The sequence below is a fragment of the Salirhabdus euzebyi genome, from assembly GCF_014207435.1.
Taxonomy (GTDB): Bacteria; Bacillota; Bacilli; order Bacillales; family Alkalibacillaceae; genus Salirhabdus; species Salirhabdus euzebyi.
In genome coordinates this window covers 245113-268368 of sequence record NZ_JACHGH010000002.1, presented here as the reverse complement: position 1 = coordinate 268368, position 23256 = coordinate 245113, and the positions used below count along the sequence as shown (strand labels likewise).

Here is a 23256-nt window from a genome sequence, read left to right as displayed (position 1 = left end):
TTTCTTGTCATGAAAAATCTAGTGGCAATATTGTGAATTTAATTTTCCTCTATGACATCATCTTTTACTGTTACATTCACCTTAATGACTCGTCGATCGTTCATTTCCTCTATAGAAAAAAGGATATTTTCATATTCTACTACAGGATTATCATCTGCACTTGGTAAATATCCAAGTTGACCAATTAAAAACCCACTTAATGTATCATACTCTTGCGTAGGAAATTGAACTTTTAATATATCCTCTACTTCATATAAATTTGTCGTTCCAGCTATTACATAATGTGTTTTGTCTATTTCTTCAATTTCAGCTATATCCAATTCTGGTTCATCGTACTCATCAAATATATTCCCAACAATTTCTTCAATGACATCCTCTATCGTTACGACTCCATCAGTTCCACCATACTCGTCAATTGCGATTGCAATATGAACATTATTCTTCTGCATATCATTAAACAAGTAGTCAATCCGAATGGATTCCAAAACATAAAAAGGTTCCCGAATCATCTCTCTTAGATTAAATGATTCTTTATCTTCCCCGTCAACAAACTGTATTAAGTCTTTCACATGTAAAATACCGATGATGTTATCAATATGATCTTCGTATACAGGAAGTCTGGTGTATTTTTCTTGTTTTACTAGTTCTACTGTTTCTTTCAAGCTAATTCCAATGGGTATCGCTACGATATTTGTTCGGTGTGTCATGATATCAGAAACTGTCTTATTGTCAAACTCAAATATGTTGTTGATCATTTCTTTTTCAGACTGTTGAATGGTTCCTTTTTCCTTCCCAACATCGACCATCATACGAATTTCCTCTTCGGTAACTTCTTCATGCTCTTTGTTTGGGTCAATACCAAATAACCGAACAACCATATTAGTGGATATCGTTAAGAATTTTACAAACGGATAGGTGATTTTTGAAAGTAATGTTAAAGGACCTGCAGCAAAAAAAGCTACCCCTTCTGCTTTTTGCAGAGCTAACCTTTTGGGAACTAGCTCTCCTAATACAAGTGTAAAGTAAGATAAAATTAATGTGATGATGATTGTAGAAATGGTCTCCAGCATTCTAGGTTGTAGCGGAACACCCATTTCATATAACGCACTAGCCATCCTTCCAGCAAAGCTACTTGCTGCAAATGCACTAGCTAAGAATCCTGCAAGCGTAATCCCAATTTGGATTGTTGCCAAAAAACGACTTGGCTCGGATAGAAGATTCTCCACAAGCTTGGCCTTTTTATTTCCACCATCAGCCATGAGTTTAATTTTATTATCGTTTAATGATACAAGTGCCATTTCCGATGCTGCAAAAAAAGCGTTTAAAATAATAAGAATAATGAGTACCATTATTTCGGTGCCCAAAAAATCGACCTCCAAGTTAATTACATTTTGATAAAAAAGTGTTCAGAACGACTATTCCCCCAAACTGATACTTTTTTAGTGTTACCGTTGGGCAGTATGTCATTCTTTTTTGTTAATTGCGGTTCATAAAAAAAGACCTTTACCAATTGGCAAAGGTCTGGCTAACAACAATTAGTTGCCAATAAAGCCGGGAGTTTGTTGCTCCGTATTGACGACTTTATTGTAAAAGCTACTCCCCTAAGAAGGAATTTACATCCTATTATACCTCTTTGCTTCACAAAATGTCATGTGAAATCTTTCACGAGGTCTTTATTATTTTATAATTCCTTGTTTTCCTGCTAATAGTTTATCGTCCCCTTGTTCTTTATTGTTTCTTTTTATACGAAATGGGTTCTATTGGGTTTCATTTTCTTACATTTTTTAGTGCAACCTGCCTTGTATTATTTGTCAAAACCTGAAATGATTTTTTTATAAAGATTTTAAAACGCAGTGATATACTATAAAGATAACACATGTAATGAAGGAAGGTTTACATAATGGCTCGTGTACTTTTACAAGCTGGAACCCCCAAAACGACAAAGCGGACTTTTGTTCTTATCGCTATTATCATTGGAATGTTCATGGCTGCGATTGAAGCAACAATTGTCGCAACTGCCATGCCTAGCATTGTATCTGACCTAGGTGGGTTTAAGCTTTTCAGTTGGGTTTTTTCTATATACTTATTAATGCAGGCTGTAACCATTCCAATTTATGGGAAACTAGCTGATTTATTTGGACGGAAGCCTGTTTATGTAGTAGGAATTATTATCTTTTTAGTGGGATCCATTCTTTGCGGCTTTGCGACAACCATGCCGGCGCTAATCGCTTTTCGGTTTATTCAAGGTATTGGCGCAGGGGCTGTACAACCGATTGCTTCTACTATTGTTGGGGATATTTATACAATTGAAGAGCGTTCTAAAATCCAAGGATATTTGGCAAGTGTTTGGGGGATTTCATCCATTGTTGGCCCAGCACTCGGGGCTCTTTTTGTTGAGTATATCAACTGGTCTTGGGTTTATTGGATCAATATTCCTTTTGGTATTCTGTCGTTAATTGGAATTGTTTTGTTTCTTCATGAAGGTGTGGAGAAGAAAAAACATTCTATTGATTATATTGGATCGAGTTTGTTGTTTGTTTCGATTAGTGCACTCATGCTTGCTCTAATACAAGGTGGTGTCGCATGGGGTTGGACATCCATGCCAAGTTTATTTCTATTAAGTATGTTTGCGATTGGTATGACTCTCTTTATTTTGCAAGAAACAAGAGCTGAGGAACCAATGATGCCGTTAGGCCTCTGGAAAAATAAAATTATTATGGTTTCTAATTTGGCCTCCCTTACTACCGGGATGATTATGATTGGGGTTATTAGTTATATTCCAACATATGTACAAGGTGTGATGGGTTATTCGGCAATCGTCGGTGGCTTTTCCCTGGCAATGATGTCAATTGGTTGGCCGATTTCTGCCACAATTGCCGGGAAGGTTTTAATTCGATTAGGCTATTTAAAAACCGCCATGATTGGTGGGGTCAGCCTGTTAATTGGCCCGCTTATTTTGATAACTTCACAACCGGCATTAGGTCCCGTATGGGTTGCTGCAGGTAGTTTTTTTGTCGGAGTGGGAATGGGCTTTACGACAACGACTTTTGTGGTGTCTGTACAAAGCAGTGTAGAATGGAAAGTACGCGGAGTGGCCACTGCATCCAATATGTTTATGCGCATTTTAGGTAATACAGTTGGAATTTCCCTTATGGGGGGTATTTTGAATACGAGATTAGCTCACTATTTCCAAAATCATCAGGGACAAATTGGAGATGTTGATTTAGATGTGACAAATGCATTGCTTGACCCAGAGGATCGTAAAATGTTTTCTCCGGAAACATTAGCCGTATTGCAAGAAGGGCTAAGCATTTCACTTCATTACGTATTTTGGGGATTACTCGTATTAGGTGCCATAAGTTTTGCACTAATCTGGTTCCTGCCCAATGGTATTGTAACGTATGAGAAAAGAGACGGTCAGAATAGTTAATTGAGTATATTCAACTGAGTTAAAACATGAACGGATTGTAACTAATAATTAAATAAATATTGTTGTCATTTGCATCACAGTTGATAGAAAATGCGACGTTCTTGAAGTAGGAGCTAACTCGCAGCTTCGGCAGAATACTTCGCTTTCCAGTGGTTCCCAGTGAGCCTCCTCGACTTCGTCTCCGGAGTCTCACTTAGGTAAACAGGTCCCGTAGGAGTCTACGTAATCTGCCTACGCTAATAAAGATTATTTGATTTATGAACAGGAATGACACATGATATTATCGTTTTGGTTTTAGGGATACTGATTGCTAATACAGACCACTATCCCAAGCAGCGGAAACATACGAGACTCCTCGAAAATGAAAGGCAATTTTTTTCGTGCGATGTAATGCTGCCGAAGCGCTCCTTGTCCTATGGGAGAGCATGAGTCTGAAGACCCCCGAGACGAGCGTCCTTTGCTCGCGAGGAGGCTCTGGCCTTGCCAATGGAAAGCGAGTATTTTTCCACTGCGACGGACTAACACTCATCTTGTTCAGTATGGACTTCACACAAAAAAGCAACTATAAAAATATAAAATCGGCAAACAAATTATGTTTGCCGATTTTATATTTTTTATTCTACTGGGATCGGAACGACTTTTCCATCTTCCACAGCTGCAACACTTAAATCTGCCACGAAACCACCTTTTTCATCAATCATTGGGATTTCGTAAACACGCTTATCTTCCGGCAGGTTATCTAATCCTGTTTGCATTTGTGCGTAAATTGCAGCTGGGTCATCAACCGATCCTGCTGCTTTCATCGCTTCTATGAATACATACATTGAAATGTAGTGAAGTCCTGCTTCTGATCCTGGGTTTTTATCGTGAGCAGCTTTGTATTTTTCAACAAAAGCAGGCGTACCTGGATAGTCAGCTTCGATAAGTGGCATTACACCAATAGACCCTTCTAAAGCTTCATAAGAACCAGTAACAGCTGTCATTTCATCAAGTTTCGCTTGGTCCATGACGATAAATCCACCTTCAAATCCTAATTCCCTCGCTTGCTTCGCTACCATTGCCGTTGGTTGTGATGGTCCACCGATAAAGAGTACATCAGGATCGTCCTCTAGAGCATTCGTTAAAATCGTAAAGAAATCTGTATCTTTCGCAAAGTCAATGGATGAATTATAGACGACCTCTCCACCTTGATCTTCCCAGTATGGTAGTAGCGCTTCCGTCCAGTCTTTTCCATATTGAGAGTTAGTTGGTAAAGCAGCGATTTTATTGCCGAATCGCTCCATTGCATACGTTGTGAAAGGCTCGATGTAACCAGCATAACTTGGTGGTATACGAACGGTTAATGAATTACCTGCTTCTGTAATAGCTGGCTCACTGGAGTATGCACCAATAATGAAGTTATCTTGTTCGTTAAATACTTGTAAAGCAAAAATTCCGCCGCTATGTGGTGTGAAAATAATAGGTGTTTTATGTTCTTGCACTAAACGTTTTGCGTTAGCGGCTGTTTCGTTTGGTAAGTATTTATCATCTAGGGCCACAAGGTTAATGTTGTATAACTGCCCATCTACTTCAAATCCTTCTTCATTAATTTCCTCAACAGCTAATTCCAAACCAGTTAACGTATTTTCTCCGTAATAAGCAGCCGGACCGCTTAATGGTCCACTATAGCCGATGTTAACGGTTTGTGCTGGCTTGTCACTGCTGTCACCTCCGCTACCACTATCCGTGCTGTCTGGTTGTTCACTTGAAGAATCTCCATCAGGTTGTTCACTTGGTGTTTCTCCCCCTGTGTCATCAGTCTGAGCACATGCAGCTAACGTAAAAACGGCTACCAACAAACTGATTAAAAATAAATACATCCTTTTCTTCATTACTTTTCCTCCCCATTTTTAAAATATATAAAATTTTGTTTAACAAAATTTTATTTCCAAATTAAGTAAGACTTTCTCCTGTTAGCTACGCACCAATATATGCTCTTCGTACTTCTTCGTTGGAGAACAATTCTTCTGATGTTCCCTCGACAACGATTTTACCGTTTTCGAAAACATACCCTTTACTTGCGATACTTAAGGCAGCATTTGCATTTTGTTCCGCTAATAAAATAGTTGTTCCTTCTCTGTTGATTTGTTTAATCGTTTCAAACATTTGCTCCACAATCATTGGGGCTAAACCGATGGACGGTTCATCGAGGAGCATTATTTTCGGTTTGGACATAAGGGCTCGACCAATGGCAAGCATCTGCTGCTGACCGCCGCTTAAAGAACCTGCTGTATCCTTGCGCTTTTCATATAAAATCGGGAACATATCATAAACTTCTTGAAATCTTTTCTTCATTTCATTTTTCTTTTTTCGATGTACATATGCCCCCATCATTAGATTCTCCTGTACAGTCATCTGTGTGAACAATTTTCGATCTTCTGCACACTGAACAATGCCAGTTTTTACAATTTGATCTGGTGATTTTCCTCCAATAGCTTGATCTTCTAATTGGATTTCACCCGAAACTGGTTTACTTAAACCACTAATCGCTCGGAAGGTTGTGCTTTTTCCTGCTCCGTTTGCTCCTAAAAGAACGACGATTTCACCTGCATCTACTTGGATATTTACGTTTTGAATGGCAGTAAACTGACCATATTTAACGTATACATTCTTTAACTCAAGCACTGGCACTCCCTCCTAAATACGCTTTTATTACTTCTTCGTTGTTGTTAATTTCATCTGGTGTTCCTTCTGCTATTTTTTCCCCGTAGTTCAGCACCATAATTTTATCTGCCAGTTTCATAATCATTTGCATTTTGTGCTCAATGAGACAGACTGTAATACCTTTTTGCACCATTTTTTGCATCAGTTGGGCCAATTCTTCTGTTTCATCCGGGTTTACACCTGCAGTAGGTTCATCTAAAAAAACAATTTCAGGATCAGTTGCTAACGCAAGAGCAAAGGCGATTCGTTTCTTCTCCTCTTGAGAAATACTACCTACCATTCGTTCCGCCGCATGAGCAAGGCCAACGAAATGGAGTACTTCTAAAGCTTTTTCTTTACATTTTTCTTCTTCTTGTTTTGTCCTTTTCGTCCGAAAAATCGCATCAAATAAATTTGACTTCGTACGCAAACGATGACCGACGACGACATTTTCAAAAACCGTTGCTTGTTCAAAAAGATTTGTTGTCTGGAAGGTTCTTGCTATCCCAAGTAGTGCTATTTTATTAGGCGGAAGCTTGGAAATATCATCTCCTTTAAAAATGACTTGGCCAGAGCTTGGTCGGTGCAAACCTGTTATTACATTGAAAAAGGTAGATTTACCTGCACCATTTGGCCCGATGATGGCATTGATTTTTCCTTTTTCTACCGAAAAATCAACTTCTTTCACCGCATGCAAACCACCAAAATGCTTTGATAGATTTTTTGCTTCCAAAAACATCAGGAATCCCCCCCTATACTTGCATTATCAGTCTGTATTTGTGCTTTCTTTTTTGCCTTCCGTTTGTAATACCAAGTAAGGTACATGCCAGCTAATCCTCGAGGTGAGAAAATGATAATCGAAGTAAGCAAAGGACCGAAAATTAACATTCTATGATCTTGTAAAAATTGTAGTTGTTGAGACAAGACAACGATTAACAACGTACCGATTACTGGTCCAGAAAGTGTTCCAATACCACCGACAATCATAAAAATGAGTAAATCAAAGGTGATGTTGATGTTGCTGATATCTGGTCCAATGAATCGGATAAAGCTTGCGTAAAGAGCACCTGCTAGACCGGCAAAAAAGGTGGATAGCACAAAAGACATCAATTTGTTTTTCAACGTTGATATGCCAATTGATTGGGCAAGCTGCTCATCATTCCGAATGGCGATAAACGACCTACCTACGAGAGAGTTAACAATCCGATAGATGAGAAAGACAACGAGTAGTAATACTGTTAACACGAAATAATATCGAGCATTTGCACTCGTTAATTCAATAGGTCCAATATTTGTTGGTCCCGGAATACCAATTAGACCGCGAACACCTCCAGTTAAACCTTCCCATTTATCTATAACGAGGTAAATAATGTAGCCAACGCATAGTGTATAGATCGCAAAGAAGTGTTCTTTAGTTCGTAAGGCAACTAAGCCGATGAAAAAACCAATAACGGTTGTAATAACTGGTGCAAGGAAGAAGGCTGGCCAGAAGCTCATACCTCCTTTTACGGTAAGTAGGCCTAAGGCATAGGCACCAATTCCAAAGAATCCTGCGTGTGCTAGTGACAAGTAACCAGTAAAACCAGCAAGTAAATTTAGGCCATAAACAGCAATGATCCAAATGAAAGATAATGTTAAAATGTGAAGGTAATATTCATTAGTTGATAGGAGTGGAATAAGAATAGCTACGAGTATGATGGCGATAAGTGCATATTTTTTCGAGAGTAGAGTTGGCATTTAAACTCCCCCTTTCGCAAATATGCCCTGTGGTTTAACAGTTAAAATGATGACAAGTAGGACGAAGGCGATGAGGTCTTTATAATCACTAAACAAATAAGTTGCACCTAAGCTTTCACTAAATCCTAATATATAACCCCCGAGAATGGCTCCAGGTACACTTCCCATACCACCGATAATAATAATAACGAATGCTTTTAAAATAACGAGGTGCCCCATACTTGGAAATACGAGATTAATAGGTGACGTTAACGATGCACCAATTGCTGCTAGTGCGCCTGCGATAAAGAAGGTTAGCATCGCTACTTTGTTTGCATTAATCCCGACTAAATAAGCTCCTTCACGATTTTGAGACATCGCGATAATAGTTGCACCAGTATAGGTTTTTTTCAGGAATAGGTATAGTAAAATCATTACAACTATTGCGGTTACAACTATTAAAATTCGCTGCATGGTGAACGTTAGATCAAATACCTTTACCACTTGCCCATATGGTGTTGGCATTTGTTGATAGTCTGCACCCCAAATGTAATGTGCCAATGCTTCTAAAAATAACAACACACCAATTGCTGCTACTTTATGTTGGATTGGCGTGGAATCTCTTAAGGGGTGAAACACCACTCTTTCCATTAGGACACTGATCAAACCTACGACTAATATGGAAATAACGATTGCCAATAAATAATGAAACCCTCCTTGAACCATCATCGTTAATGTTACGTAGGCCCCAACCATGTATAGTGCACCATGAGCGAAGTTTGGTATATGTAGAATCCCGTACACTAAGGTTAATCCAAGTGCAACTAAGCTATATACACTTCCAATCGTTAACCCATTAAAAAGCTGTTGTATTAATAGTTCCAATATTTTCTCACCCTCTCATGAAACATCATTTCACAATATAGTAAGCGCTTACAATTGAATGTAAAAAATTTATTTCCCTTTAAAATTAGGATGGCGCTTTTCCTTAAACGCTTTAACCCCTTCTTTGTGATCCTCTGTTGTCACAACGGTTGCCTGTGTGATTCGCTCTAACTCCAACACTTCATCTAAACTAGAATGTAAAGATTCATTGGCTATTTTTTTAATAAAACCAAAAGCTTTAGAAGGTCCATTTGCTAGTTTTGCCGTAAACTGTTCAACCTTTGATTGAAAATCAACTAGTGGATAAATGTGATTAACGATGCCAAGTGAATAGGCTTCCTCAGCTGTAATTGGCTCAGCGTTAAACAACAATTCCTTCGCACGGTAAGGCCCAATAATTCTCGGTAAAAAGTATAGGCCGCCACCATCAGAAATTAGCCCAACTTTAGAAAAACTTAAAACAAATTTGCTATCTTCGGCTGCTAAAACCATGTCACACGCTAAAGCGAGGTTAAAACCAGCGCCTGCAGCAAATCCATGAACAGCAGCAATTATCGGTTTTTCCAAATCGACCATCAAAACGACTAATTCGTTTAGTTTGCCGATATGATCATAGGTTGTCATCGGGGTACTTTCTCCCATTGTTTTTACGTCACCGCCTGCACTAAAAGAACGACCTGCACCTGACAAGACGAGTACACGAATAGTGTCATCAGATTTTGCATCTTGGATGGCAGCTTTTAGCCCATTAATCATCTCTGGGCTAAAGGCATTCAAACTTTCCGGACGATTTAACGTAAGACTCATTACCCCATTGTTTTTTTGTATAAGTAAATGCTCTGTTTTTGTCTCATTCATTTTTTCCACTCCTTCATTTTGATTTCTAACAGTTGTGAATATTCAGACTTTTTATTTTGCAAAAAGATGTTCCTCTAAATTCATTCGTAAGTCTGGTGGAATGATGACTGTTTTTTCTTCTACATGGCTATAACAAACCATTACAGCAGAAGCAGTTGCAATAATTTTCCCAGTATTTGCATTGGATAGGATTTGACTTATCGTAAAGCTTTTTGTTCCTATTTTTGAAACATGTGAAGCCACTTTTAACGTTTCGTCGGCATATGCTTGCGCGACGTAATCACATTGAATCGAAACGATTAGAAAACTCAATGAGGACGATCTGTTTGGATAGAGAATTTTAAATAACTTTGTTCTCGCCTCTTCTAAGTATAGAAAGTGACTCGTATTGTTCACATGCCCCACTGCATCTGTTTCACAAAATCTAACGTAAACCTCAATTTCATGGGTAGTAGTCATGTTTGACCTCCTCCCAACTAACTAGTTAGTATTTACAAGCACTATTTAATCCCATTCACTAGCATATCCGTGTAAAATTTCGCTAGCTCTTCTTCAGAAATTTCACCTTCATGATTAAACCAGTAATAGCTCCAATTCGTCATTCCTAAAATACCAAAGGTTAAAATGTCTGGTCGAAGATTACTGTTAAATTCTCCCGCTTCAATGCCTTCTTCTAACATTTTCTGAAAATGGGACCGGAACTCGTTACGCTTACGTTTAATAATGTTTAAATGTTCATCGCTTAAATGACGCATTTCTCTGAAAAAGACTCGTGCGCTTTGACGTTGCGTCTTAATCGTGCTAATAACCATGTAGATTAGTCGGTATAGTTTTTCCGTGTAATTTATGTTTTCTTTTAAAATTTCTTCCTGTTTTCCAAGCAAGAATTGAATATACGTCAAATTAATATCCTTTAGTAATTCTTGCTTACTATTAAAATAATAATAGAACGTACCTTTTGTCACGCCAATTTCATCGACAATTTCCTGTATAGATGTTTCGCTATATCCTTTTTCATCAAATAAATATATACTAGCCGCTCTCATTTTTTCCTTCATCATATGCTATGGTCCTCTCGTTTTTAATGAGTATTATAGCATAATTCTCACAATCTACTGATTATTCGCTATAATTTAATCCCTTTCGATAATCGTTGCAATTCCTTGACCACCACCAATACACGCAGTTATCAGTGCGTATTTACCATTCATACGTTCTAGCTCATAAACGGCTTTTGTCATGAGGATCGCACCTGTTGCACCTAGTGGGTGCCCATGGGCAATCGCTCCTCCGTTTACATTTAACTTTTTGTGATCAAATTGGAGTTCCCGATCAACCGCAATAACCTGAGCAGCAAAGGCTTCGTTGAGTTCAATTAGGTCCATATCACTTAACTGTAACCCTGATTTTTCCATCACTTTTTTCGTGGCAGGGACTGGTCCTATCCCCATAATATTAGGATCAACTCCCGCAACAGCAGCCGCACGAATGGTCACCAATGGCTTTAAACCTAGTTGTACTGCCTTCTCCCTTGACATAATTACAAGAGCAGATGCAGCGTCATTTAACCCTGAGCTACTTCCAGCCGTTACTGTACCGCCCTTTTTAAAGGCCGGGGGTAATTTTTCTAGTGCTTCAAGGGTTGTTTGAGGACGTGGATGTTCATCCGTGTTAAAAACAAAAGGTTCTCCTTTTCGAACCGGAACTTCAATTGGGACAATCTGTTCATCAAAACGTCCTTCTTCCAATGCTTTAGCCATTCTTTGCTGACTTCGCAAAGCATATTCATCTTGTTCTTCTCTACTAATCTCGTATTTCTCCACTAAATTTTCCGCAGTAATCCCCATCGGTGGATCCCCTATTTCGCTAGGTGACAGCTGTGATTTTCTAAAATGTGGAGGCATTGCACTATACGCTTTTTCAGGACGTTCCATTAAGTATGGTGCTCTACTCATACTTTCTACTCCACCCGCAATGTAAATATCTCCTTCTCCCGCTTGAATTGCCTGGGCAGCCAAATTGACGGCATTAATGCCAGATCCACATTGGCGGTCAATGGTTAATCCAGGTATATTTAACGATAAACCAGATTGTAAAGCGGTTAATCTAGCAATGTTTCCTCCCCCACTTAGTACATTTCCAAAAATCACGTCATCAATGGCTTCGGGACTAATATCGATTCTTCTCACAGCTTCTTTTATCGTTTCAGCTCCAAAAATATGACCCGGGACAGAAGCTAACGCACCTCCTTGTCTTCCAATTGCAGTTCGTACAGCCGACACAATAACAGCGTCTCTTTTGGACATCTCAACACTCCTTTCTTTGCTTTACATAGCAGATGACCCACCATCTACAACTATTGTTTCGCCGGTCACAAAGTCAGAGGCGGCTGATGCTAAAAATAATGCCACACCTTTTAGATCTGTATCCGAACCAAACTTTTGTAATGGTGCACGCTTTCTCATTTCATCCCCGCCGCGTTCTAACAGTATTTTAGACATTTTCGTAGGGAAAAAGCCTGGTGCAATAGAGTTCACATAAATACCTCGTGGTCCCCATTTAACTGCCAAATCTTTCGTAAATGTAATAACAGCACCTTTACTAGAGTTATAGCCTATTGCATCCATATATTCTGGATTCGAACCCCTTAGACCAGCAACCGATGATATATTAATGATTTTCCCATACTGCTGCTTAAGCATCACTTTTCCAACTGCTTGAGACATTAAAAATGTCCCCACAACATTTACGTTAAGTACTTTTTGAAATGCCTCTAGTGGCATTTCCTCCACTGGTGCTCCCCAGGATGCACCACTATTGTTGACAAGAATGTCAATTCTACCAAAAGCTTCCAATGTTTTATCTACGACTTCTTGTACATCATCGGGCTTCGTTACGTCACATTTTAGTGCTAGTGTTTTTATCCCAAGCTTGCTTAACTGCTCACTCACCTCTTGGCAGTTTTCTTCCTTTCTTGAACAGACAACCACATTTGCTCCCGCTTCCGCAAAGCCTTCTGCAATTTGTTGTCCAAGACCTCTACCGCCACCCGTAACAATGGCTGTCTTCCCTTCAAGATCAAATAACGCCTTTACATGCATGCCAATTCCTCCTTTACATATGTTTTTTCAGTTCTTCCCTAGCAACTGATCTACGATGAACCTCATCTGGTCCGTCAGCTAAACGTAATGTGCGAATGTTTGCCCAACTTGAAGCTAATGGGACATCTTCACTTACCCCAGCTGCACCAAAGGCTTGAATAGCCCGGTCAATTACCTTCAAAGCCATATTTGGCGCAACAACTTTGATCATTGCTATTTCTGCTTTTGCTTCTTTGTTTCCAACGGTATCCATCATATATGCCGCTTTTAATGTAAGGAGCCTCGCCTGCTCTATTTCGATTCTTGAGTCGGCAATCCATTCTTGAATGACTCCCTGTTGGGCAAGCTTTTTCCCAAAAGCTTCCCGTTCTTGAACTCGTTTACATAAAAGTTCTAACGCTCTTTCTGCTGCACCAATAGTTCGCATACAGTGATGTATTCGCCCTGGTCCAAGTCGACCTTGGGCAATTTCAAAGCCCCTTCCTTCTCCTAACAGCATGTTCGAAGCAGGGACTCGAACGTTGTTGTATTCAATTTCTCCGTGCCCATGTGGTGCATGGTCATATCCAAAAACCGGGAGCATCCGTTTTATCGTAACTCCAGATGTATCTAGCGGCACTAGAATCATCGATTGTTGCTTATACTTTGGAGCTTCTGGATCGTTCTTCCCCATCACGATAGCTATTTTACAACGTGGATCACCTGCACCTGACGACCACCATTTCGTGCCGTTTATGACGTACTCATCACCGTCCCGGACAATACTTGCCTGTATGTTAGTTGCGTCCGAAGAAGCTACATCAGGTTCTGTCATTGAAAAGCATGAGCGAATATTTCCATCTAATAGCGGTTGTAGCCATTCCTCCTTTTGATCCTTCGTTCCGTAACGAACGAGTACTTCCATGTTGCCCGTATCAGGTGCAGCACAATTAAATACTTCTGGAGCAATGCTCGAACGGCCCATGATTTCACACAAAGGTGCATACTCAACATTCGTAAGCCCAGCACCATATTCGCTTTCTGGTAAAAATAAATTCCAAAGTCCTTTTTCCTTTGCCTTATCCTTTAACTCCTCCATAATTGGTGGAACGGAAGAAAAGGGGTCTGATTTGTCAAGCTGATCATAATAAGTCTGCTCATTTGGATAAATGAATTCTTCCATAAAAGCATGTAATCGTTTTTCGTACGCCTTTACTTTGTCCGAGTATTGAAAATCCACTGGCTACACTCCCATTAAGTACTTTTTTGATGTTTCGCGAAATGGACGTTTCCTTTAATCACTTCTTTTCCGTGTTGGTTAACTGTCTTTACATGAAAAACGGTGTACGTATCTGTTACTTCGTCAACAGTAGCCTGTAACGTTAATATGTCTCCTAGAAAAACCATTCCAGAAAAACGAATCTTATAATCTTGTATAAATCCTTCTTCATAATAAGGAGTAAACAATTTTGCTAGATTCCCCATCGTCCACATCCCGTGAGCAATAATTCCTGGTAACCCTGCTTTAGTTGCCTCCTCATCGATCGTGTGAATCGGATTGAAATCGCCAGATGCACCTGCATATTTAATTAAATCTAATCTGGATACGGGATCTAACGTAATAGACTGTAATGACTCACCCTTTTGAAACGCTACTAATGTACTCATACACTCATCGCCTTTCTTACCGCTTCCGTAATAATGACAACCTGTTCTTCCGTAAAAATGGTATTACCGTTGTCGTCATCACCGAACCTTTTTAAAATGAAGAATCCCATTAAACCGTTTTTTCCTTCTTTCTCGTAGTAGTCGGTTATTTCTGAGTAACAGGTCAACGTTTCACCGACTAGTAATGGCCGTTCATAATGGTACGTTTCTTCCCCATGAATTAAACCTTTCGAGGGTAGCTGTAACCCTTCTATATCCCCAAATTCGAACACTCGGGGAAAGGTAGGTGGAGCGATGTTGTTTCCGTACCTAGATTTTTTTCCATATGCTTCATCGACAAAAATAGGATGAGGATCACCAATCGATTCTGCAAAACGTTTTACCATTAACCGTTCTACCGTGTTTTTTACTTTAGTAGACTGTTTACCAATAAATGCTTTATACATAAATTTTTTCTCTCCTTTCTATTAATCTCTTGGTCCTCCAGCAACATAAATGACCTGACCACTTACAAATGAAGAAGCCTCATCTGCAAAAAAGGCAACTGCGTTCGCAATATCAGCAGGCTTTCCGCTTCTTGCTACTGGAATTGTTTGGACATTGTATTTCACAAAATCATCAAAGGGTACTCCTACTCTTCTTGCTGTTTCTTTCGTCATCTCCGTCTCAATAAAACCTGGTGCTACAGCATTCGCTGTTATACCAAATTTACCAAGTTCAATTGCCAATGTTTTCGTGAATCCTTGCAAACCCGCTTTAGCTGTAGCATAGTTCGCTTGCCCTCTATTCCCTAGTGCCGAAGTAGAGGAGATGTTGATAATTCGTCCGTATTTTTGATCAACCATATACTTTTGCGCAGCACGAGCTGTGTTAAAGGAACCTTTTAAATGAACATCCATCACTTGATCCCAGTCGCTATCGCTCATTTTAAATAATAGATTGTCACGTATAATACCTGCATTGTTGACAACTATATCGACTGAACCGAATACTTTAAAAACTTCTTCCATCGCCTCTTCGATTTCTTCTCGGTTAACAACATTTGCTGTTTTCGTCAGGACGTCATAACCTTTTTCCTTAAATTCCTGTGCTGTTTCGGCTAATGCCTCTTCATTTATATCAACTATCGCAACTTTTGCCCCTTCTTCAACAAATTTATGTGCGATTCCTTTTCCAATTCCACGACTCCCACCCGTTACAAAAGCTACTCTTCCATCAAATCTTCCTGTCATTATGATTTCCCCCTACTTAACTATGATTTTTGATTTCTTACACGAATTGACCGATTTTAACATGACCTTTTATTAGATTACGAGAAATGATTAGACGTTGAATTTCGTCGGTACCATCGTATATTCTCCACAGTCGCGCTTCTCGGTACCAACGTTCTATTGGCAATTCTCTCGTATATCCCATGCCTCCGTGTATTTGGAGCACTCGATCCACCACATTGTTACCCATATTTGCACCATACAATTTGGCAATGGAAGCTAGATGTCGGTTATCCTCCCCTTGATCTAAGGTGAACGCTGCATTTAAAACTAGCCAGCGTGCGGCTTCAATCTCAACAGCAGAATCAGCAATTTGCCACTGGATTGCCTGTCTATCCGCAATCGGTTTACCGAAAGTTTTTCTTTCCTTTGCATAATCTATGGCCATTTGTAAAAGTCTTTCTGCCATACCGACAGCTCTTGCTCCCACAATCCATCTAGCAAAGCCAATCCACTCTAGACCAAGATTGTAACCGCCATGTAGTTCACCTAAAATATTTTCTTCTGGTACCCTTACATCATCGAATACTAATGCCGCAGGACCCCATTCTCCCATCGTGTGAATATACTCTGACTTCCAACCCATGTCTCGGTCAACAATAAAACACGTAACCCCGTCTCTTCCTGTCCGTTCGTGGGCTTCTTTATCGGTTATGGCAATGACCATAACGAAGTCTGCTTCGTTACCTCCTGTAATAAAGGTTTTTTCTCCATTAAGCACCCATTCGTCCCCGTCTTTTACCGCTGTCATTTTAATATTTCGTGTATCAGAACCAGCACCAGGCTCTGTCATCGCAAAACACGATATTTTATCTCCATTAATCGTAGGAATTAAATATTTTTCTTTTTGTTTGTCATTCCCATAGTACAAAATATTATCGGCCGATCCACCAAAGCGGAATGGAACGAATGTTTTCGAAACCTCCATTGCGACAATTGCCTGCATTAATTGTCCAAGATCTGCCCCACCATATTCCTCGGGTGTATTGATGCCCCAGAAACCAGCTTTTTTTGCTTTTAATTGAAGCTCTTTCTGTTTTTCAGCAGATATACTAGGCTTTCCTTCGATTTCATTGCGGAGGACTTCGTTTTCTAAAGGTATTAATTCTTTTTCTACAAATTTCCGGATGGTTTCCTGGACCATTTTTTGTTCATCAGTTAATCGTAAATACATATCTCCCACACCTTTACCTTTTATTTTCACTACATACTAACTAGTTAGTTTATTGATTTTAATCTTTAACTTAAGCGCATTTGATAGAAAATGCGACGTACTTATGGTGGACTTGCTCTTTGAAGGGATGGGTGCTATAAGTCCGGCAGAATGCTTCTACACCTTAGGGAACTACCTCAGCCTCCTCACTGAATTCCGCTGCTACGGGGTTTTCAGACACGTGCTGTCCCGCAGGAGTCTATGTATTCTACCTACGCCGATAGAGTCTCGCTGATTCAAAACTAGTGATATCTTCCGCCCCAATCAATTAGTACTTGAATTAAAATAAGTAGCAAATCCAAAGTACATTTTTAGCGAAGGAAATACAAGCAGACACCTGCGGGACAGCGAAGACGTTGAGACCCTGCAGCGAGCGTTTTTTGCAAGCGAGGAGGCTCAGCGCGAACCCTAAGGTGCGCGTAGTGTATTTCCGTAGCCGCTATAATTCGTAAAACGTGTTTAAGCATTTTGTGTTAAAAACATCAATATTTTTAAAACAGCCTTAGGTTTTAATTTGATCTTTTAATACTCTTTTTAGAATTTTTCCAACAGCTGTCTTTGGTAACTCTTGTAAAAACTCCACTGAGCGTGGTACTTTATATGCTGCCAAATGTGACCGACACAGTTCAGTGATTTCTTCATCTTTTAACTGTTGCCCTTCTTTTGGAACAACAAAGGCTTTTACTGCTTCTCCCCGAACTTTATCAGGTACTCCAATTACTGCAGCTTCCATTACTTTCGGATGGGTATAAATGATGTCCTCCACTTCTATTGGGTACACGTTATATCCATTCGTAATAATCATTTCTTTTTTCCGACCGACGATATAGAAAAAGCCATCTTCGTCCATTTTTGCTAAATCACCGGTGTGTAACCAACCATCCCGTATGACTTGGGCTGTTTCATCAGGCATACGCCAATACCCTTTCATTACCTGTGGCCCCTTGATGAGGAGCTCCCCAACCTCTCCTACTGGTAATGTTTGTTCACCAGTGGCAAAATCTACTATTCTCGCATCTGTATTCGGTAACGGAATACCTATACTACCTGGTTTTTGTACCCCTTCTATTGGATTCCGATGGGTAACAGGAGACGCTTCTGATAATCCATAACCTTCCGCTACACTAGTTCCACTTAAAGCGTTAAATTGCTTAATCGCTTCTACAGGTAACGGAGCTGAACCACTAATGCATGTTTTTAAGAAGCTTAAATCAAAATGATTTTCTTTGTAATGATTAAGTAAGGTAATGAACATTGTTGGAACTCCCGGAAAAACAGTTGGCTTCGTTGCTTCTATTACTTTCACAACTTCATCTACTTCAAATCGTGGAACCAATATTAAATTTCCGCCGATGTGGAAAGTAAGATTCATACAGCTTGTCATTCCGTATACATGAAAAAGCGGAGCAATCGTAAGCACTCGTTCTTTCCCTAATTCTGTTTTTACAACAGAGGTGGCATGGCTTTGCAGTGTATTCGCAACAATGTTGTAATGTGTTAACATGGCACCTTTTGAACGGCCGGTAGTTCCTCCTGTATATTGAAGGACGGCAACATCCTCCTTAGGATTTATCGTAACATCGGGCAATGGTAGACCCTTGTCTTGTAGAAGTTCATTAAATTTGGAAGCGTTTTCAAAAGAAACAGGAATGATAGCTTGTAAAGAAGTTTTCGGTTTCACCTTTTCAATTAACGGGACGAGTTGGTCGAGGACAATGATGACTTCTGTTTCTGTATCATTGAGCACGTGGAGTAATTCTGTTGGTTGATACATTGGATTTATTTGTACGATGGTTGCTCCACACATAAGGGAAGCAAAATAACTGATTGGATACTGAGGACAATTGGGTAGCATTAACGCTACACGGTCACCTTTACTAACGCCCATATTATGTAAGGAGGCAGCCAAGTTTTTTATTAGGGTATCTAACTGTTGGTACGTAAAGCTTTTCGTATAAAACGTCATAGCCGTATGATTCTGGTATTTTTGGACAGATTCATGAAATAATGCTGGTAGTGAAATGTCTGGAATGTTCACTTCTGCTGGATTACCTTTAACTACGTGCTTTATCCAAGGTCTTTCCATTTTTATTCCTCCTTTATTTTCACATCATGTCTGATCCTAAAGAAGTATAAACACATCACATACTGACCATATGGTATGTTCAGAATTTTAAAACTATTATAACAAACATCACATAAAATTCAATACATTTTTTTACCAACTTTTTCTAACTTGTTAAAGCTGTTCCACTAAAACAGCCATTCCTTGCCCACCACCAGCACATAATGTGGCTAGACCAAATTGTTGATTTCTTTTAATCATTTCATGTAATAAAGTCGTCATTATTCGTGCCCCACTTGCCCCGACTGGATGTCCTAACGCGATAGCTCCTCCGTTTACATTAACTTTTTCTATTGGTAACTTGAGCTGACGGATTACCGCTAAAGCTTGGGCTGCAAATGCTTCGTTTAATTCTATGAGATCAATGTCAGCTATTGTTTTATTTGTGCGATTTAATAGCTTTTTGACAGCTGGAACTGGTCCAATTCCCATTAATTCAGGTGAAACCCCTGCTGTTGCCCAATCGACAATACGAGCTAATGGTTGTAAACCTAGCTGATTTGCCTTCGTACGCTTCATCATGATCATGGCAGTCGCTCCATCATTTCTTCCACATGCGTTACCAGCTGTAACAGTCCCATTTTCCTTAAATACTGGTCTTAGAGAAGCGAGTTTTTGTAACGTCGTTTGTGGACGTGGATGTTCATCAATCTCGAATAAGAATGTCATTTTACGGTCTTTTATTTCTACCGGTACAATTTCATCCTGAAATTTGCCATCCTTCATCGCCTTGCTTGCTCTTCTTTGACTTTCGATTGCAAATTCATCTTGATCTTCACGAGAAATGCCAAATTTTTCGGCAACGTTTTCTGCTGTTATTCCCATTCCTAAATTCTTCCCGTATAGTTCCGTCGGTTGCTGTCCTGCTTCGGTGTTTGAATCTACTAATATCGTTCGATCTCCCCCGAATCTACTATTTCGTAAATAGAGAGGAGAGCGACTCATACTTTCTGTTCCACCTGCCACTACAACATTCGCTTGACCAAAAACTATTTGCTGCATACCTGATACAACAGCCTGCATGCCAGAAGCACATAACCTGTTAACTGTTTGGGCTGTAGATGACTCTGAAACTCCCGCCCGTAATGCTCCAACCCTAGCTACATTTGATGATTCTGTTGTCTGTCTAACTTCACCCATAATGACTTCATCTACTAAGCTAGCCGAAATATTCGCCCTATTAATGGCTGCCTTTATCGCGATAGAAGCTAAATGACCAGAACTAACATCCTTTAGTGAACCACCATAAGCGCCAATTGGTGTTCTTACCGCACTCACAATTACAATTTCCTCATGCATGGAAAACCCTCCCTTTAAATAATTATTCATATTCCTTTCTCAATTGACCTGCAATAATATTTTTTTGTATTTCTGATGTTCCTTCATATATTCTCGTAATTCTAGCATCTCGGAAAAATCGTTCTATCGGATAATCCGATATGTATCCAATACCACCATGTACTTGGACTGCTTTATCTGCTACTCGGTTATAAACTTCTGAACCATAAAGTTTAAGCATGGCAGCTTCTTTAATTACTTTTTCCCCTTCATCTACCATCCAAGCAACGCGATACGTAAAGGAACGTAATGCTTCTATCTCAACTGCCATTTCTGCAATCATATGGGCGACAGCTTGATGTTCTATAATAGGTACACCAAACTGTTCACGTTCCTCGGTATATGTAATGGATAAATCTAATAGTTTTTGACAGGAGCCTAAATTTCTAGCAGCTAGTCCCGCTCTACCATTTGTTAAAATTTTTAAAGCGTTTACATAACCTTTTCCAACTTCTCCTAAAACATTTTCTTCCGGTACTTCACAATCTTCTAAAATTATTTCTGCGGATTGCGATCCTTTCAAACCCATTTTTGATTCTACGGCACCAACTTTAAATCCAGGAAAATCTTTTTCAACAATGAAAGAGGTAATTCCTTTTGCTCCTTTACTCGAATCAGTTACAGCCATTACCGTAAAAACATCCGCAATTGTTGCATTTGTAATATAGTGCTTAGTTCCGTTTAAAATGTATTTGTCGCCTTTTTTAACTGCTGTTGTTTTTATATTACTCGCATTGGATCCAGCACTTGGCTCCGTTAGGGCAAATGCACCTATCCTTTCTCCCCTTGCCATAGGAGGTAAGTATTTTTCTTTTTGTTTTTTGTTCCCGAGTTCTACAATTCCAACAGTTCCTATACCAGTATGAGCACCTATTAGTGTCGTGTAGCCATTATGAGTAGCACCTATTTCCTCATACAAAGCACATTTTCCAACCATGCCAATCCCTAATCCACCATATATTTCAGGAATACTTAAACCGAATAAGCCCAATTCCTTAGACATAGTTATAATTCTGTCCGGAATTTTGTCTTCTTTCTCAATATCCATCGCAACAGCTTCCACTTCTGTTTGTATGAAATCTTTAACATTTCGTTTTAAAAATAAAATATCCTCATTAAATGAAAAATTCATATTTTCCCTCCTTACCATTTTAAAAAGTTGTTTATTTTTTCATATGCAGAAAACGGAACGACATTCCATTAGGAAAAAGAAAAGTTTAGACAGCCTCTTTGTCGGGGGCAATCTAAACTTTTGTCGATTCTTGCTGTTGACGGAAATAAACAAACTTACATAAAACAATTATCTTTAAAGTTCGTAATGAAATGATAAAATCCTTTAATTATTTTTCATTTTGATTTGTTTTTAAGATGTAGTCTATACAAGTTTGGTCGTAAGGGCAGCTTAAAAATAAGCCGAATCTACAAAAAAGAGACACTTGGCGATGAAACCTAGTGTCTTCTTCTCTTATCTATATTGCAATTCACTTACAACAGGTAATCGTAGTGCAGCTAATACCCTTTTTACAAATGCATCCACACGAAGATTATCTTTTGACTGTGGAAACAATTCAACCTTTAACGTTACAGCCAATTTCGTATGAACAAATAGCATGTCCCGGAACCGATCAACTGCTCCACAAAAATTAGGATAAAAACTATCACCTGTTCCGAAAACACCTGTCACAACGCGATGGACACTTTGTTGTTCAAATGCCTCATAAAGCAGCTCCATCTCTTTTGGGATATTTCCGTTACCCCATGTATAAGTGCCGATGATAATTGCATCATACATGCTAAGTGTAGGTACCCAGTCTTTCTTCATATGAAAAGTATCTAAAGTAATTCCTTCTCTTGAAAAACCCTTTTCTATTAAATGCTTAACTTCTTCCGTATTTCCAGTCACGGAGGAATAAATGATGGCTACTCTCATATTTTCACCCTTACAACTCATCAAATCCGTTTGATTGGGATACTTTCGTATACGTTCGAGATTTTTGTTCAAAAAAATCTGATTTCGTTTCGTTAATCATTTCATCACTGAACACGTGTATCCATTGCATTGGATTATCACGTTCATCATAAAGATTAGGAAGACCGAGTTGACGAAATCGTTTGTTTGCCAAATATTCCACATAAGCCGAAAATTCATTTAAATCAATACTAGGAATATCTTTTAAAATGTATTGGGCCCATTCCTTCTCTAATTCAACAGCCTTTCCAATAGTATCGTACATGTATTGTATGTTTTCTTCCGTATTTAACGATGGGTTTTCTGATAATAAGATTCGAATAAATTGTCCGATAAAATAAGCATGTTGCATTTCGTCTCGTTGGATGTAGCTTATCATTGTACTTGTCTTAAGCATTTTTTGCTGACGAGCAAGATTGTAGAAAAAGGCAAATCCTGCGTAAAAGTATATCCCCTCTAAATTAATCGAATTTACACCTAACTCAAACAGGTGCTGAGGAGAAGGCTCCTGACGAAACTTTTCGTAAGCATCTAATATAAGCTGATTTCGCTTTTGTACAATGGGATCATTTTTTGCCTCGTTAAAACGCTCATTTTGCTCCCGCAGTGGAACTAAAGAACTTAGTACATAGGAATAGGATTCATTGTGAACGGCTTCCTGCTGTGATATAACCGCAAATATAGCTTTAAAGCTTGAGTCTGTTACATAATCCATTACTTGACTCATTGTTGGTGTTTGCAAACTATCAAGTGACGCGAGTTGGGTATTAATCCTTAAAAATACGTCTTTTTCTACCAACGTTAACTGGTCCCATTGTTTAATATCATCTTGCATATTTATTTCTTGTGCCTTCCAAAAATTTGATAAAAGTGTTTGATACAAATCATACATTTGTGGATAAGCAATGTCGTTCCAATTTAATATGCCAGAAGATTGACCATTTATAATACCAGTCGATTTATTGGGATGTTCTGGATTTAGTAGTTTTATTTTCGTTAACGTTTCCTTTGTCATGGTTCA

The 23256-nt window shown here is 39.1% G+C and carries 22 protein-coding genes; 1 reads left to right on the top strand and 21 read right to left on the bottom strand.

Annotated elements, in window-relative coordinates:
- Nucleotides 1-38: 38 nt before the first annotated feature.
- Nucleotides 39-1364: a hemolysin family protein gene (locus HNQ94_RS04435; protein ID WP_174494886.1), complete on the bottom strand. Its 1326-nt coding sequence runs from the start codon at nucleotides 1362-1364 to the stop codon at nucleotides 39-41.
- Between the two features lie 536 nt (nucleotides 1365-1900).
- Between HNQ94_RS04435 and HNQ94_RS04430 the strand changes: the two genes are divergently transcribed.
- Entirely contained in the window at nucleotides 1901-3430 is a 1530-nt protein-coding gene (locus tag HNQ94_RS04430) for an MDR family MFS transporter (RefSeq protein WP_174494887.1), read from the top strand.
- 614 nt (nucleotides 3431-4044) lie between these two features.
- Here the strand turns inward: HNQ94_RS04430 and HNQ94_RS04425 are convergent.
- From HNQ94_RS04425 to HNQ94_RS04330, 20 genes are all read right to left on the bottom strand, one after another.
- Complete coding sequence (locus tag HNQ94_RS04425) at nucleotides 4045-5301, bottom strand: ABC transporter substrate-binding protein (protein ID WP_174494888.1); 1257 nt, start codon at nucleotides 5299-5301, stop codon at nucleotides 4045-4047.
- 85 nt (nucleotides 5302-5386) lie between these two features.
- Entirely contained in the window at nucleotides 5387-6094 is a 708-nt protein-coding gene (locus HNQ94_RS04420) for an ABC transporter ATP-binding protein (RefSeq protein ID WP_174494889.1), read from the bottom strand.
- A complete protein-coding gene (locus tag HNQ94_RS04415) occupies nucleotides 6087-6851 on the bottom strand; it encodes an ABC transporter ATP-binding protein (RefSeq protein ID WP_174494890.1) in 765 nt (254 codons plus the stop codon). The genes HNQ94_RS04420 and HNQ94_RS04415 overlap by 8 nt, the downstream gene beginning before the upstream one ends.
- Entirely contained in the window at nucleotides 6851-7849 is a 999-nt protein-coding gene (locus HNQ94_RS04410; RefSeq protein ID WP_174494891.1) for a branched-chain amino acid ABC transporter permease, read from the bottom strand. The genes HNQ94_RS04415 and HNQ94_RS04410 overlap by 1 nt, the downstream gene beginning before the upstream one ends.
- Complete coding sequence (locus tag HNQ94_RS04405) at nucleotides 7850-8713, bottom strand: branched-chain amino acid ABC transporter permease (protein WP_174494892.1); 864 nt, start codon at nucleotides 8711-8713, stop codon at nucleotides 7850-7852.
- Between the two features lie 69 nt (nucleotides 8714-8782).
- A complete protein-coding gene (locus HNQ94_RS04400) occupies nucleotides 8783-9571 on the bottom strand; it encodes an enoyl-CoA hydratase/isomerase family protein (protein ID WP_174494893.1) in 789 nt (262 codons plus the stop codon).
- A gap of 51 nt (nucleotides 9572-9622) precedes the next feature.
- Nucleotides 9623-10030, bottom strand: coding sequence for an acyl-CoA thioesterase (locus HNQ94_RS04395; RefSeq protein WP_174494894.1), 408 nt, complete (start codon nucleotides 10028-10030; stop codon nucleotides 9623-9625).
- Between the two features lie 41 nt (nucleotides 10031-10071).
- Complete coding sequence (locus HNQ94_RS04390) at nucleotides 10072-10632, bottom strand: TetR/AcrR family transcriptional regulator (protein ID WP_311771616.1); 561 nt, start codon at nucleotides 10630-10632, stop codon at nucleotides 10072-10074.
- A 72-nt stretch (nucleotides 10633-10704) separates the two neighbouring features.
- The gene (locus tag HNQ94_RS04385; RefSeq protein WP_174494895.1) at nucleotides 10705-11877 is read right to left on the bottom strand and encodes a thiolase family protein; all 1173 of its coding nucleotides are present in this window, start codon (nucleotides 11875-11877) and stop codon (nucleotides 10705-10707) included.
- 21 nt (nucleotides 11878-11898) lie between these two features.
- Nucleotides 11899-12672, bottom strand: coding sequence for an SDR family oxidoreductase (locus HNQ94_RS04380; RefSeq protein ID WP_174494896.1), 774 nt, complete (start codon nucleotides 12670-12672; stop codon nucleotides 11899-11901).
- 13 nt (nucleotides 12673-12685) lie between these two features.
- Nucleotides 12686-13891: an acyl-CoA dehydrogenase gene (locus HNQ94_RS04375; RefSeq protein ID WP_174494897.1), complete on the bottom strand. Its 1206-nt coding sequence runs from the start codon at nucleotides 13889-13891 to the stop codon at nucleotides 12686-12688.
- Between the two features lie 14 nt (nucleotides 13892-13905).
- Nucleotides 13906-14319: a MaoC/PaaZ C-terminal domain-containing protein gene (locus tag HNQ94_RS04370; RefSeq protein WP_174494898.1), complete on the bottom strand. Its 414-nt coding sequence runs from the start codon at nucleotides 14317-14319 to the stop codon at nucleotides 13906-13908.
- Nucleotides 14316-14765, bottom strand: a complete 450-nt coding sequence (locus HNQ94_RS04365; RefSeq protein ID WP_174494899.1) for a MaoC family dehydratase N-terminal domain-containing protein — start codon at nucleotides 14763-14765, stop codon at nucleotides 14316-14318. The genes HNQ94_RS04370 and HNQ94_RS04365 overlap by 4 nt, the downstream gene beginning before the upstream one ends.
- Nucleotides 14766-14786: 21 nt before the next feature.
- A complete protein-coding gene (gene fabG / locus HNQ94_RS04360) occupies nucleotides 14787-15551 on the bottom strand; it encodes a 3-oxoacyl-ACP reductase FabG (RefSeq protein WP_174494900.1) in 765 nt (254 codons plus the stop codon).
- 37 nt (nucleotides 15552-15588) lie between these two features.
- Nucleotides 15589-16764 carry an acyl-CoA dehydrogenase family protein gene (locus HNQ94_RS04355; protein WP_174494901.1) on the bottom strand — a complete coding sequence of 392 codons (1176 nt, stop codon included), beginning with the start codon at nucleotides 16762-16764 and terminating at the stop codon, nucleotides 15589-15591.
- Between the two features lie 541 nt (nucleotides 16765-17305).
- Entirely contained in the window at nucleotides 17306-18889 is a 1584-nt protein-coding gene (locus HNQ94_RS04350; protein ID WP_174494902.1) for a long-chain-fatty-acid--CoA ligase, read from the bottom strand.
- Nucleotides 18890-19042: 153 nt separating this feature from the next.
- Entirely contained in the window at nucleotides 19043-20227 is a 1185-nt protein-coding gene (locus tag HNQ94_RS04345; RefSeq protein ID WP_174494903.1) for a thiolase family protein, read from the bottom strand.
- Nucleotides 20228-20249: 22 nt separating this feature from the next.
- Nucleotides 20250-21398: an acyl-CoA dehydrogenase family protein gene (locus tag HNQ94_RS04340; RefSeq protein ID WP_174494904.1), complete on the bottom strand. Its 1149-nt coding sequence runs from the start codon at nucleotides 21396-21398 to the stop codon at nucleotides 20250-20252.
- Between the two features lie 333 nt (nucleotides 21399-21731).
- Nucleotides 21732-22196, bottom strand: a complete 465-nt coding sequence (locus HNQ94_RS04335; protein WP_174494905.1) for a flavodoxin domain-containing protein — start codon at nucleotides 22194-22196, stop codon at nucleotides 21732-21734.
- 10 nt (nucleotides 22197-22206) lie between these two features.
- Nucleotides 22207-23250 (bottom strand): ribonucleotide-diphosphate reductase subunit beta, encoded by a 1044-nt coding sequence (locus HNQ94_RS04330; RefSeq protein ID WP_174494906.1) that lies wholly within the window; start codon nucleotides 23248-23250, stop codon nucleotides 22207-22209.
- Nucleotides 23251-23256 lie beyond the last annotated feature (6 nt).